The organism is Roseateles sp. FW301-B2 (genome assembly GCF_058788955.1).
Genome location: NZ_JBYTBE010000060.1, coordinates 1 through 12566 on the forward strand (window position 1 = coordinate 1; position 12566 = coordinate 12566).

Below are 12566 nucleotides of genomic sequence, written 5' to 3' on the forward strand. Positions count from 1 at the left end.
GGGTTCGGCGGGGGGAGCGGAGCGACCCACGGGGAAACCCGGACCCCGGGAGGTGACGTGCTAGTAACACGTCACCAACTGCTCAATTTTGAGCAAAACAAGCAGATTCAGCCGGTCGATTGCAGTCGGCCCGAGCCGTTCTTTGTCGACTGGCTGAGCATCTACCAGTCCCACGAACAGCAGCTTCCGGTGATCGATGACGGCACGGTCATGGGCATCGACGCATCGGGCGAATTGGTCTGGAAGACCTGCCGGAAGGCGCGGTTCGAGGGCTCCCATGAGACCTCGGTCGGCATCAAGTGCGACGGGCACACGGTCTTCTTCGAGGGCAACGTGTCGCGCTTTGGTCGGTCGAACAATGTGTACGGCTTTGACCTGGCGGAATGTATGCGCCGGGTGAACGACATCCTGGCCAAGCTGGGCCTGCCGCCATTCACATGGGGCCGGAAGTTCTGGAAGCCAGAGAAAACCAGTATCTCCGGTCAGTTGGTCAACACCGGCAACCTGGTCGAGTGTTGGACCGGTGCGCGGATTACCCGCATCGACATGACTGCGAATTACGGCGCCGGCAGCCTGGCTGATGCCCGCGCTTACATGGAATGGCTGGGCACGCAGCAGCACAGCGCCCGCGTAAAGGTCGGCACTCATTTCGACGGCGAAACCGTTGACTGGGGGCGCGGGTCTCGGCGCGTGTACTCAAAGTGTTATTTGAAATCGGCTGAATTAATCCGCCATGGGGCACCCGAGGAATTAATTCAGTATTGCGAAGAGGTCGGATTAGTGCGGTTTGAAGTAACTGCAAAGGCCACGCAATTAATGGCAATGGGGTGCCAATACCTGGGGAGTCTTGATATGTCCAAGCTCATTGAATTGTTTGCGGACCGCCAGGCCGTCATGCAGCGTGCAGAGCACACCCATGACGATATGGCGGAGTTGCCTAACGCGTTGCGTCGTACCGCGCGTGACTACCTGGCTGGCGATGACCTGCCGCATCGGATGGCCGGCAGCACCTTCCGCCGCCACCGCGCTGCGCTCCTGCCATACGGCATCGATATCGCGGTCAAGCGCAACGTGATCAATTTTCAACCGAAGGTCCGGGTGATTGAACTGCGCCCGCTCTCGGCTCCCTCTTGGTATCAGTTCGATGAAAGGTCAGCAGCATGAAGGTCAAGGTTTTGGGCATGAAATTTTTCACCGGCGAGGTGGACGGCAAGCGCATCAACAGCGGCAAGTTGTTCGCCGAATGCAAGCTCGATGAGTCGCGCAACGACACGGAAAAACAGTGGTCGAAGGGCATCTTCACTGAGGAATTCAAGGTGCCAGTGGAGGCCGTCAAGCGCCTGCTGCATCTGCCGCTGCCGTTCATGGCCGAGCTCGAGATTGAGCGTGTCGGCAACGGCAAGGAGAGCCGCGAGCTGGTCACGGAGGTGCTGCCGCTGGATCTGGCCAAGCCTTCCGCAGTGAAGCCTGCGCAGGCCGCGTAATTCCCGCTTGGCCAGGCGTGGTGCACCTGGTCGGGCTTCTTCAACTCGCACCGTTCGGGAGATTCTCGTGAACAAGCATATTCAACGCGGCCTGGTGGCCGTTGGTTCTCTGGTCGCCACTGGCGCCGCGCTGGCTGATGCGTCGGCCGCTACCACGGCCATCGCGGCTGCTCAAGCCGATGCACTGAGCGTGGCCGGCGCGCTGGTGGCGATGGGCGTGGCGGTCTGGGGCGGCATGTTCCTGTACCGCAAGTTCTTCTCCGGCAAGTGATAGGAGCCCGCTGATGGATGGTCTTGCCTTCGGGTCTGCTTGCTACCGCTCCACCTCCGAATTGGCGGCTGCGGCATGCTCCTCCATCAGCGGCGTAACTTCGGCGGGAGTGGTCAGCTGCTCCTCGCCGACGGTTACGGGAAACGTTCTGTCCTACACCCTCAGGACCGAGGGTGCATCGACATCGACGCGTGCCGTAACCGTTGAGCTTCAGCCTTGCGAGCCGTACGACTTTGACTACTTCGCGCCGGTCATTGGCGCCTGGTTCTTGGCGCTGGTGGCCATCCTGTGCGCTCGCATGATCTACACCAAGGTTTTCAACCGTGAAACAGCATGAGCCCGTCCTTCATCGCCAATCTCTTCCTGGCCGTCTTGGTCGCGCTGTTGTTCTGGTATGCCTTGCAGGGCTGGGACTGACAAGCGGCGCGTGGGCCGCTCGCATCCAGATGAGTCACTTTCCACCGAATCCGGGCGTGCTGCCGGGCGGTGGCTGGAAGATGACGCCGGGCACCACGTTTGCTGATCCGCCGCCGCCGCGGATGTGGGTCGATGGTGTCTTGAGTGGCGTTCGCAACGTGGCGGCCACGGACACCTTGACACTTGCAGGCCGGGCTGGTCCTCTGGTCGTTCAGGCTAGGCAGGCGTTGACGGTCGCGGAGGCTGCTGGCGCTGTTGCGCGCTGTGTCATGGGCTCCGTTCCGGTCTGTGCGGCGGCAACCTCGGCTGCTGCGGTTGTGCTTGCTGCTAATCGAATTCGCAAGGCGATGCAGGGCGACGGTTTGGAGGCTGATGCTGGGCAGGATCAGATTCAAGAGACGGGCTACATGTGTTTCAACACTCGTTACCCGAATGTTGCGCGGCAATCTGGTTCGACAGCTGTGCAGGCTTGCCAGAATCAAGCGACGGCTTATACGAACGGTTCGCCCGGGGCAAAGACCACGTATGCGAACGGTACTAGTGACTGGCGCGTCTTTACGTCGAATTCGCAGCTTCAGCTTTTTCAATCGTATTGCACGAGTACTAGTGGGTGTGGAGCGCCGACGTTTTTGGAGACGCAGACGGCTAGTTCCACGACCATCAATCTCTGCCCTGCTGTGGTGGATTTCAGTGACCCGCGCTATAGCCAGAAGGGTGGGCCGCCTGGTGCAGACGGAAAGTGCCCGACTGGCCGCTACCAGGCGTCATCGGAGACTGAAGCGGTCGCCAAGGTGGCCGCGTATCCGCCGCCAGTCGGCGATGCTGGCTTTGTGCAGGCCGTGAAAGACGCGATCGACACAGGCGGGCAGACGTCGCCGTCAGAGCTTTCGCTGAGTGGTCCAGCATCGCAGACGGGCACGCCTGTGAGTACGAGCACGACTTCGCCGACCGGGACCGTGACCGAGACCAAGACGCCGACCTATACCTATAACTACGGCGGCGACACGATCACCTATAACGAGAGCAACACGACCGTGGTCAACAACAATGGGCAGACCACGACCACGACCACCACCGGTACGGCACCGAAGCCACAAGACCCGAACGACCCATGTACGGCCAATCCTGGCCGGGTAGGGTGCACGGATCTGGGCAAGGGGCCTGATGATCAGGTGAGCAAAAAGAACAAGACCTTGACCTTCTCGCCGGAGGGTGTGGGTTTGCCTGCTGGTTGCCCAGCAGATCAGATGGTCAGCACCTCGAAGGGCTCGTACGCATTCAGTTATGCGATGACCTGCGACGCGGCTGTACGGGCTGCGCCCTGGGTGCGTGCTGGTGGGGCCATTGCGGCCATGCTGTTGGTCTTGGCTGCGCTGCGGGAGCTTTGATATGGGTTCGGGTCTTCTCGGTGCGATTGCGGGCCTGGCGGGGCCTCTGGTGGCTCGCGTGCTGATGGCTTTGGGCTTCAGTGTCGTGACCTTTGCCGGTGCGTCTGCCGTGATCGTGCAGCTGCGCGATCTGGTCATTTCAAACGTCAGCGGCGGCGCCGCAGCGAGCTTGCAGATTGCCGGCCTGGCCGGCGTCTGGGATGCCATGGGCATGGTATTCGGTGCGGCGACGTTCACGGTCACGATGTGGGGCTTGACCAAGGCTGTGCGCATCTGCGCGGGCTGATAGGTCATGGGCGTTCACAGTCTGATCACCGGCCTGAACGGCGCCGGAAAGACCCTCTACACGGTCGCGACCAAGCTGCGGCCGCTGTCACAGGCAACGATTGATTACAAGGGCCGCGATATACCTCGCCGCCTGGTCGTTGGTGGGATTACTGATTTGCTCATTCCCCATGAGCTGATGGAAGTTCCCGAGCTCGATCCCGAGATATTCGTTGACGAGTGGGCCAGCGTTATTCGAGAACGTGGCCAACCTGCAATTCGTTTTGTGCGTCGGACGGTCGTAAATGAAAAGACCGGCGCGATGGGTTACCTGGCATGCAGCGAGGACGAGCCAGGCGCAGAGCCAATTGTTTGGTCTGCGCTCAATTGGTGGGCCTGGTGCGAGCCTGGCGACGTGCTGGTAATTGACGAGGCACAGCGGCTATTTAGGCCTATGGCCAGCGGCCGCCGAGTTCCGAAATTCGTTTCGAGACTGGAAACTGCGCGCCACTATGGCGTTGAATTCATCTACCTGACCCAGCATCCCCAGCTGCTGCACACCAACCTCCGCAACCTGGTCGGACCGCATGAGGACGTGCGTCGCATCTTTGGCGGCATGCGGACCATGGTCTATCTCTGGGACAAGTGCTCAAACCCGGACCGGATCGCCAAGGCAACGGGGCGCGTCTGGAAGCACGACAAATCGGCCTTTGGGCTCTACAAGTCGAGCGAGCTGCATACCAAGTTCGGCCAACGCCTGCCGTTCGCGGTCTACGGGCTGATCGGCGCCCTGGTCGCTTTGGCTGCGATTGGCTGGGTTCTGCGTGGTCGGCTGATGGAGCGCTTCAATACGGCGCCTGCAGCGGCTGCTAGCCCCGCGCCTGGGCCTGCAGCACCTGGCCAGGCCCAAGGCCCTGCCGGCGCTGCTCCTGCGGCGCTGAAGACCGTTTTGCCGATGTATGAGGCAGAGGATTTCAAGGTTGGGCGCGAGCCATACGCGGGCAGGGCGCTTCAACTCGAAGGTGGGTATCGCTCCGGCGGCCAGGTCGTGGCGTACTTTGGCGTTCTGCTCGATGGCGCCCGCGTGGCGACTGTTTCGCTGGCTGAGCTGGTGCTCGCTGGCTACTCCTATACCGAGATCGGGCCATGCGCTGGCTTGCTTCGCTATGGGAACCGGGAGCGGCTCATCACGTGCGGCAAAGCGACTGCCAGCCCAGACGGTTCTGGCCGTGCGCTGAGTCCCGCCTTGGGGGCGTCGTCGCCCCCGGCCTGAAGTAATTGGCTGGATACACTCCCTAAAAAAGGGAGGGGATCGAGATGGGCATTTACGACCGAGATTGGTACAGAGACCATCATCGGGAGCAGCACCAGGCGCAGCCTGGAACGGATCTGATTCGGGTTCGGACTCGGATCAAGTACATGCTGAGCCCGTGGACGCGGTTTTGGGCTCGGGTGTTTCTTGCCTTGCTTGCGCTGGTCGTTGTCTCGGTCATGTATCGCTACACAAGGCACTGAAGAGCCCAGCGGGGGCTGGGGCTGGCCCCAGAGAGCACGCGAAGCGGCGGGAGCCTCGGCGGCTCTGTCTGATGACTGTCGTTCGCGGCGGCTATTTCGCGGCGGAGGCCAAGCGGCCTTCCGCGCTCTCGATGCTTCTGGCTGGCAGCAAGACTTTGTTATGCGTCACCGCACGGTGTTATGCAGCAGAATTGATCCCTAAAACCAAGTTAGACCTCATGAAACCACTACTCGTCTCTCGCGTAGAGCGATTTAGCCCAGGCGATGAATCCGCAGAAGTCACGCTGCGAAGTGACTTGAGCGAGCTGGTTGCCTTTAGCTACCCCTGCGATTTGGAGGTTGGCGCTCTAGTCCCAAACAGCCTGAGCGTCTTGGATGGCGATATCAAATCCGCATACCTTGAAGACTGGCCCGAAGATCTGCGCAACGACCGAAGCGTAGAGCGGATCGAGCGGACAGGGCCTTTCTCGTATCGTGGGGTTGGGCGTGTCATCGACCAACGCGCAGGTCTGGTGCAGGTACTTGGCTTTGTTCTCGACTTTGGCGAGGTGCCGTGCCAAGGGCACGTGGAATTCGAGTGCGTGCGGGTGGACCTATGAGGTCTAACCTGTCGCTCGAGCCGACTCGCGTCGGCAGGCCGCCGCTCGCGGCTCAGCTTCAACGTTAGGCCTCACAGGAGAGTTCAGTTGCCTGATCTAGTCGCGAACGTTGCCGTTATTGGACGCGTGCAACTCATGCCGGGCATATTGCCCGTTCGGCTTGAACTGCCGACTGTCGAGTGTCTCGTTGCACACGCATTTCCGGACCACATCGAGGATCCGAAGCGCGGAATCATGATTGATACGAGCGACTGCACTGTTTTTACGGTGACACACTGCGACCGGGGCGAACTCGATCTCTCTAGGGTTGAAAACGTCAGGCTCGTATTCGAGCAAAGTCTATCGGCAATAAGTGAAGTATCCATCTGGACAAAGTCAGGTGATGTCGTTGGACAGATGTCCTCGTTCATACGCCAGATTGGAACGACTGACGTAAAGGCATTCTTTGCTCAGGGCGTCAGTGAAACGCTAGTCGGTTGGCAAAGCCCGGCATTTACATTTGATCGCAGTGCCGCCGCGATGATGGCAGGATTCCTGTCAAACGTGATCGTATCGAATGGGCCAGCGGCCAACCCCATTCCACCAATTACAAGGCGGGTTATGGGCTCGCTTGATCTTATTAATCTCGGCTTCCATACAGAATCATTCATCAATCTGTTTTCGCTGGTTGACGATCTCACCCAAGAGGTGATCAAGGCCGGAATGACCAAACGGGGACTGAAAGACGATGAGCAGAAGGTACTTCTTCGGGCAATCAAAGAGGAGCGGCTGAAGGTCTATCTCTGCAACTTGTCAAAGCTCTGCGGGTGGCAGAGTCTCGAAGAAGGCGACAAGTCGCTCTACGAACGGGTAATCAAAGTCAATTCAACCAGAAATAAGATAATGCATGGTTCCCGGCGATTACTTCCCGCGGAAACCATGGAGGCTGTGAATGTGCTGCTAGCGCTCATTGATTGGCTCAGATTAAACCCATTCGGATTCACGATTCCTCAGTTCCCGCTACTAAGAATTGCAGAGCCGGAGTTCTCAATCATTCCGATCAAGGGGCACGAAACGGCCTCAATGGAAGAACCGGCACCCGACGTACCGCCAGTCGGTGGGGCCTAACTCCTCGCTCAACCGGAGCACCAACGGCATGCCACCAGGCCCGGTCTGGCGGTACACGGTACGTTTTCGCCAACCCGGGCTTGGCGTTCTACCGCCGGCGCCCGGTTAGCTCGAACGTTAAGCCTCACGCTTGGCGATTGGCGTTCCACAAGCTTGCGCAATACACTGGCCCCGTTCACTCGGCGTCGAGTGATGCCACGTAGGTTGCTCCTATTGGCCACTGGTTGCGAGATATACCGCGCGCCAGTGCCCGCACTTGGCCTTATGGGACCCGCGGGACTTCATCTTTACATGGAGTTCACGCATGTCCCGTTCACTGCAGGCATTACGCCGCTCGGCCGCCGCGACCCAATGCGATCGCTGTTTTTATTGCTCGTTTCCGATGTGGCAGGAAGACCGTCACGGCTTTGCTCGCGCGCTGGGCATCACAGAAGCGCAGGCTCAGCTTCTGCGTTGCACAGCTGAGCATTTGAAGCCTAGAAGTGAAGGTGGGCGGGACACAGCAGCCAACATTGTTGCGGCCTGCTGGTACTGCAATACGAAGCGCCATGCCCGGCCTCGTCCGCTCGCGCCGGAGCAATATCGTCACTTAATTCAGCGCCGACTCGCTAGTGGCGGGTGGTTGGCTCATCTGATCGCGCGCGCCGAGTGCGCCATTGGATTTGAAAGTGATGCCGCAGAGAGAGGCTCTTAGGTCGCCGGTCCCGTGCCTACTGTGACGACCGGTTTCCGCAAATGGGTTCGTTCGCGGGTTGGCCTCTGCGCCGGTGGTCTGAAACAGGGCGCGCATTAGTGGTGATTCGCCGTTCCGCCCACAGCGCAGCATTGGTCTGTAGTGCCAGTGCCGTCCGGTTTGCCATCTCACAATCCCATTCGCTGTGGCCTTGGCGCGACAGCCACCACAGAGAAAGCCGGGCTGTTTTAGGCGCTTCGGTGCTCAGCCAGCGCCAAATGGTGCGCTCTGACACGTCCAGCGCCCGAGCTAGTCGCGCTGTGTCAGAAGCAGAAAGACCTAGGTCTGAGAGCAGCTCCCTGAAGCTGCCGGGATCGCTCGGAAGGCGATTCAACATGGGCATTTATCGGCCCGCGACGGGCGAAAAAAAGGGCCGTGGCCGGCCCTTGTTGAGTTGCTTGATCCTTCTCAGGATTGCGCGCAGTAGTTCGACAATGTGTATTATGTAAACCATCATTATCTTGTGGAAGCGCGAGTCGCAACCGCCGGTCGAAGACGCTGGCACGTTGGTCATCAACAAGCGCTTGGCTGGGCTGGCCGGCAAGCTGTGCGTCTGCCATCAGACATCAGCAACGCCTGCATATCGCCGGCTTGCAGCGCCGCGCCCAACAGGAAACCCTGTACCTCGTCGCAGCCCTGTTCACGCAGACGCTGCAGCTGTGCCGCGTTTTCCACGCCTTCCGCCACCACGCGCAGTCCCAGGGCGTGGGCCATCGAAATCATGGCATTGACGATGGCCATGCTATCGGCGTCGTCGGCCAGGTTGCGCACGAAGATACGGTCGATCTTGAGGGCATCGATGGGCAGGTGCTTGAGCAATCCCAGGGACGAATAGCCCGTGCCGAAGTCGTCGATCGCAATGCGCACGCCCAGCGTGCGCAGCCGTTGCAGCACGGCCGCACTCGCCTCCACCTTCTGCAGCACGGTCTCGGTCAGCTCCAACTCGATGAGTCCGGCATGGGCTTGCAGCGAGTACGCCTGCAGCGCCGCGTCCACCGAGGCCACCAGATGGTCGTGCATGACCTGGCGGCCCGACACATTGATGGCCATGCGGATCGGCGCCATTCCGGCATCCAGCCAGCGGCGCAACTGGGCACAGGCCTGCTGCAGTACCCAGGCGCCCAGCTCGTTGATCAGCGCCGTCTGCTCGGCGATCGGGATGAAGCGCTCCGGCAGCAGGAAGCCCAGGCGCGGATGCTGCCACCGCAGCAGCGCTTCCACGCCCCTGATCTGCAGGTGCACCGGGTCCAACTGTGCCTGGAAAAAGAGCTGCAGCTCGCCTTCGCGCTCCAGGGCCGCGCGCAACTCTGCCTCGATGGCCAGATGCTCGCGCACGCTGCTGTTGATGTCGGCGGTGTAGAACTCGAAGGTGCAGCGGCCATGCTCCTTGGCCCGGTACATGGCCGCATCGGCGGCGCGGTTGAGCTCGTCGACGTTGTCGGCGTCCGCGGGGAACATGGCGATGCCCAGGCTGGCCGAAACCACCAGCTCCCGGCCCGCGATCAGAACCGGCACGGCGAGTGCGGCAATGATCTTGTGCGCCAGCATGGCCACGTCATCGGCCTGCGTGATGCCCTCGATCACCACCGTGAACTCGTCGCCGCCCAGTCGGCTCACCAGGTCTTCGGCGCGCACGCTGTGCCTGAGCCGCCCTCCCACCTCCTTCAGCAATTCGTCGCCCGCCGCATGCCCCAGCGTGTCGTTGACGAGCTTGAAACGGTCCAGGTCGATGAAGATCAAGGCCACCTTGTCGCGGTGCCGCTTGGCGCGTTCGATGGCCTGCTGAAGGCTGTTCACGAACAGCAGGCGGTTCGGCAGGCCGGTGAGCGGGTCGTGGTGGGCCAGGTGGCGCAAGCGCTCCTCGGCGCGCTTGACGGGCGTGATGTCGGAGAGTATCGAGATGAAGTTCGTGATGTGGCCGCCGCTGTCCTTGATGGCGTTGATGCTCTCCCAGGCCGGGTAGACCTCGCCATTCTTGCGACGGTTCCAGAGTTCGCCCTGCCATTGGCCGGTGGTCGCGAGCGTGGCCCAAAGCTGCTCATAGAAGCCCTGGTCCTGGCGCCCGGACTGCTGGAACGCGGGATGCAGTCCGACGACCTCCTCGGCCGTATAGCCCGTGATGCTGGTGAACGCCTGGTTGACGTTCAGAATGCGCGCGTCGGCGTCGGCAACGATGATGCCCTCCAGCGTGCTGTCGAACACCGTGGCTGCCTGGCTGAGCTGGGCCTGCACGCGCTGGCGCTCGCTGATGTCGCGCACAAAGGCCTGCCATTGGCCGTTGGCCAGGATCTTCGCACTCACCTCGACCGGCAGGTACCTGCCGTCCCCGCGCCGCAAGCGCCATTCCGCCACCTGGCTCCCACCCGCCAGCAGCGTCCGCTTGGAGTCCTGCAGGCGCGGCAGATCGTCCGCCGGGATCAGGTCGGCAATGGTCTTGCCGATGATGTCCTCGCGCCGCACCGCCAGCATCCGGCAGCCGGCCGTGTTCACGTCCACATAGCGGCCGTCGAGGTCGGCGACGAAGATGCCATCGCCGGCCTGTTCGAACAGGTCGCGGATGCGTTGCTCGCTGCGCCGCAGGCGCGCGTGCGACAGACTGAACGCCAGGCCCATGCCGACGAACACCACGACCGGAAACAAGGGGCCGTCCTTGAGGAACTGCTGCTGCGGCGGGATGAACAGGGTCCAGACGATCAGGGCGGACAGCCCGGTGGCCGCCAAGCCCGCCAGCTTGCCGCCAAACCAAGAACTGGCAAATACCGCCGGGTAAAACAGGAACCAGACATAGGGCCGTATCAGCGACCACAGGCTCCATTGCAGCAGCAGCGCGAGCAGCGGCGGCAGCAAGCTCAAGCCGATGGCCCGCGGCAGCCTTGAGCTGCTCAGCCATTGCAGCACCTCAAGGGCTCGACGGTTGGCGCGCATCCTCACTCCTCAGCTGCAAGCGGCATGCCCGCTCCCCACCAAGCTGCCACGCTCAAGCGTGACCATAGCCCGCGGTGTCGGCAGCATCTTGACGAGGCTCAATCAACTGCGGGGCCTGCAATGTCCCCGGCATTGCTCACGCTCAAGACGCGTGGCAAACGTCTGGCTAGATTGAGTTTGCTGCTTTGCCTTGAGGAGATGATCATGTCCGCCAAGCAACTGCTGTTCCACGATCAGGCGCGCGAGAAGATCCGCCGTGGCATAGACGCACTGGCCGATGCCGTCAAGCTCACGCTGGGGCCGCGTGGCCGCACCGTCATCCTGGAGCGCGAGTTCGGCGCGCCGCAGATCGTCAACTCCGGCGTGGTGGTGGCCAAGGCCATCGAGCTGGAAGACCCGTTCGAGAACCTCGGCGCGCAGCTGCTGCGCGAGGTCGCCGCGCGCACCAGCGAGATGGCCGGCGACGGCACCACCACCGCCACCGTGCTGGCCCACGCGATGATCCAGGAAGGGCTCAAATACCTGGCAGCAGGCATGAACCCGATGGATCTCAAACGCGGCATCGACCTGGCGGTGGAGGCCGTGGTGGCGCAACTCAAGGTGCTGGCCCAGCCCAGCACCAGCTCGCAGGAGATCGCCCATGTCGCCAGCATCTCGGCCAACAACGACCGCTCGATCGGTGAGCTGATCGCGCGCGCCATGGACAAGGTCGGCCGCGAGGGCGCGGTCTCGATCGAGGACGGCACTGGCATCAGCAGCGAACTGGAGATGGTCGAGGGCCTGCAATTCGACCGCGGCTACCTCTCCTCCTACTTCGTCAACAACCTCGAGAAGCAGATGGCGGTGCTGGAGGAGGCCGCCATCCTGCTGTGCGACCAGAAGCTCTCGGCTCTCAAGGATCTGGTGCCGCTGCTGGAGGCCGCCGCCAAGGCGGCCGTGCCCCTGCTGGTGATTGCCGAGGACGTCGAGGCCGACGCGCTCGCCACGCTGGTGATCAACAGCATGCGCGGCATCGTCAAGACCTGCGCGGTGAAAGCGCCCGGCTTTGGCGAGCAGCGCAAGGCCATGCTGCAGGACATGGCGGTGCTCACCGGCGGCACCCTGGTGTCGGCCGAGCTCGGCCAGGGCCTGGCCGGCCTGACGCTGGAGAAGCTGGGCCGCGCGCGCCGCGCCGAGGTGGGCAAGGACAGCACCACCCTGATCGGCGGCGCCGGCGACAAACAGGCCATCGCGGCACGCATCGCGGCCCTCAAGCGCGAACGCGAGAGCCTCAGCAGCGACTACCAACGCAAGCAGCTCGATGAGCGCATTGCCCGTCTGGCCGGTGGCGTGGCCCTGGTGAAGGTCGGCGCCGCCACCGAGACCGAACTCAAGGAACGCAAGCTGCGCGTCGAGGACGCGCTGCATGCCACGCGCGCCGCCGTCGAGGAAGGCATCGTGCCGGGCGGCGGCGTGGCGCTGCTGCGTGCGCGCAAGGTGCTCAAGGCTTTGCAGGCGCCCAATCTCGATCAGGCCTCCGGCATCCGCATCGTGCAGCGCGCGCTGGAGGAACCGCTGCGGCGCATCGTCGGCAATGCCGCCGAGGAGGCCTCGGTGGTTCTGCACCAGGTTGATGCATCAGAAATCCCAGCCTATGGCTACAACGCCGCCACCCAGACCTATGGCGACATGCTGGAGATGGGCGTGATCGATCCCGCCAAGGTGACCCGCCTGGCCTTGCAGAACGCCGCCTCCATCGCCAGCCTGGTACTGGCCACCGATTGCCTGGTGGTCACGGTACGCCGCCCGCCCGAGACGGCTACGCGTGACGCGGCCGCCGCCCCCGAGATGTATTGACCGAACCACAGGAGGCCGCCATGGCCG

12 protein-coding genes are annotated in these 12566 nt (G+C 62.2%); 11 read left to right on the top strand and 1 reads right to left on the bottom strand.

Features of this window, described 5'->3' with window-relative positions:
- The 10 genes from AC3WQY_RS24185 to AC3WQY_RS24230 form a co-directional block, all read left to right on the top strand.
- The coding region (locus AC3WQY_RS24185) for a phage/plasmid replication domain-containing protein (protein ID WP_492711146.1) at positions 1 to 1164 on the top strand (1164 nt) is incomplete at its 5' end.
- Positions 1161 to 1484, top strand: a complete 324-nt coding sequence (locus AC3WQY_RS24190; protein ID WP_492711147.1) for a hypothetical protein — start codon at positions 1161 to 1163, stop codon at positions 1482 to 1484. The genes AC3WQY_RS24185 and AC3WQY_RS24190, both read left to right, overlap by 4 nt.
- A 67-nt stretch (positions 1485 to 1551) precedes the next feature.
- Entirely contained in the window at positions 1552 to 1755 is a 204-nt protein-coding gene (locus tag AC3WQY_RS24195) for a major capsid protein (protein ID WP_492711148.1), read from the top strand.
- Between the two features lie 13 nt (positions 1756 to 1768).
- Entirely contained in the window at positions 1769 to 2092 is a 324-nt protein-coding gene (locus AC3WQY_RS24200; RefSeq protein WP_492711149.1) for a hypothetical protein, read from the top strand.
- Entirely contained in the window at positions 2079 to 3560 is a 1482-nt protein-coding gene (locus AC3WQY_RS24205) for a hypothetical protein (protein WP_492711151.1), read from the top strand. Before AC3WQY_RS24200 ends, AC3WQY_RS24205 begins: the two co-directional genes overlap by 14 nt.
- A gap of 1 nt (position 3561) precedes the next feature.
- A complete protein-coding gene (locus AC3WQY_RS24210; protein ID WP_492711152.1) occupies positions 3562 to 3846 on the top strand; it encodes a DUF2523 family protein in 285 nt (94 codons plus the stop codon).
- 6 nt (positions 3847 to 3852) lie between these two features.
- On the top strand, positions 3853 to 5097 hold the full coding sequence (locus AC3WQY_RS24215) for a zonular occludens toxin domain-containing protein (RefSeq protein WP_492711153.1): 1245 nt from the start codon (positions 3853 to 3855) through the stop codon (positions 5095 to 5097).
- A gap of 313 nt (positions 5098 to 5410) precedes the next feature.
- Positions 5411 to 5938 (top strand): hypothetical protein, encoded by a 528-nt coding sequence (locus AC3WQY_RS24220; RefSeq protein ID WP_492711154.1) that lies wholly within the window; start codon positions 5411 to 5413, stop codon positions 5936 to 5938.
- Between the two features lie 87 nt (positions 5939 to 6025).
- The gene (locus AC3WQY_RS24225) at positions 6026 to 7045 is read left to right on the top strand and encodes a hypothetical protein (protein ID WP_492711156.1); all 1020 of its coding nucleotides are present in this window, start codon (positions 6026 to 6028) and stop codon (positions 7043 to 7045) included.
- Positions 7046 to 7349: 304 nt separating this feature from the next.
- Positions 7350 to 7739: an HNH endonuclease gene (locus AC3WQY_RS24230; RefSeq protein WP_492711157.1), complete on the top strand. Its 390-nt coding sequence runs from the start codon at positions 7350 to 7352 to the stop codon at positions 7737 to 7739.
- Positions 7740 to 8291: 552 nt separating this feature from the next.
- Here the strand turns inward: AC3WQY_RS24230 and AC3WQY_RS24235 are convergent.
- The gene (locus AC3WQY_RS24235; protein WP_492711159.1) at positions 8292 to 10703 is read right to left on the bottom strand and encodes an EAL domain-containing protein; all 2412 of its coding nucleotides are present in this window, start codon (positions 10701 to 10703) and stop codon (positions 8292 to 8294) included.
- Positions 10704 to 10907: 204 nt separating this feature from the next.
- On the opposite strand from AC3WQY_RS24235, the gene groL reads away from it, so the two are divergent.
- On the top strand, positions 10908 to 12539 hold the full coding sequence (gene groL / locus AC3WQY_RS24240) for a chaperonin GroEL (protein WP_492711161.1): 1632 nt from the start codon (positions 10908 to 10910) through the stop codon (positions 12537 to 12539).
- The last annotated feature ends 27 nt before the right edge of the window (positions 12540 to 12566 follow it).

What these genes read in the sequence shown, in the direction of transcription:
- AC3WQY_RS24190 (WP_492711147.1), top strand. Translation starts at nt 1,161, where the DNA reads ATGAAGGTCAAGGTTTTGGGCATGAAATTTTTCACCGGCGAGGTGGAC.
- AC3WQY_RS24200 (WP_492711149.1), top strand. Translation starts at nt 1,769, where the DNA reads ATGGATGGTCTTGCCTTCGGGTCTGCTTGCTACCGCTCCACCTCCGAA.
- AC3WQY_RS24210 (WP_492711152.1), top strand. Translation starts at nt 3,562, where the DNA reads ATGGGTTCGGGTCTTCTCGGTGCGATTGCGGGCCTGGCGGGGCCTCTG.
- AC3WQY_RS24215 (WP_492711153.1), top strand. Translation starts at nt 3,853, where the DNA reads ATGGGCGTTCACAGTCTGATCACCGGCCTGAACGGCGCCGGAAAGACC.
- AC3WQY_RS24220 (WP_492711154.1), top strand. Translation starts at nt 5,411, where the DNA reads ATGACTGTCGTTCGCGGCGGCTATTTCGCGGCGGAGGCCAAGCGGCCT.
- AC3WQY_RS24230 (WP_492711157.1), top strand. Translation starts at nt 7,350, where the DNA reads ATGTCCCGTTCACTGCAGGCATTACGCCGCTCGGCCGCCGCGACCCAA.
- AC3WQY_RS24235 (WP_492711159.1), bottom strand. Translation starts at nt 10,703, where the DNA reads ATGCGCGCCAACCGTCGAGCCCTTGAGGTGCTGCAATGGCTGAGCAGC.
- groL (WP_492711161.1), top strand. Translation starts at nt 10,908, where the DNA reads ATGTCCGCCAAGCAACTGCTGTTCCACGATCAGGCGCGCGAGAAGATC.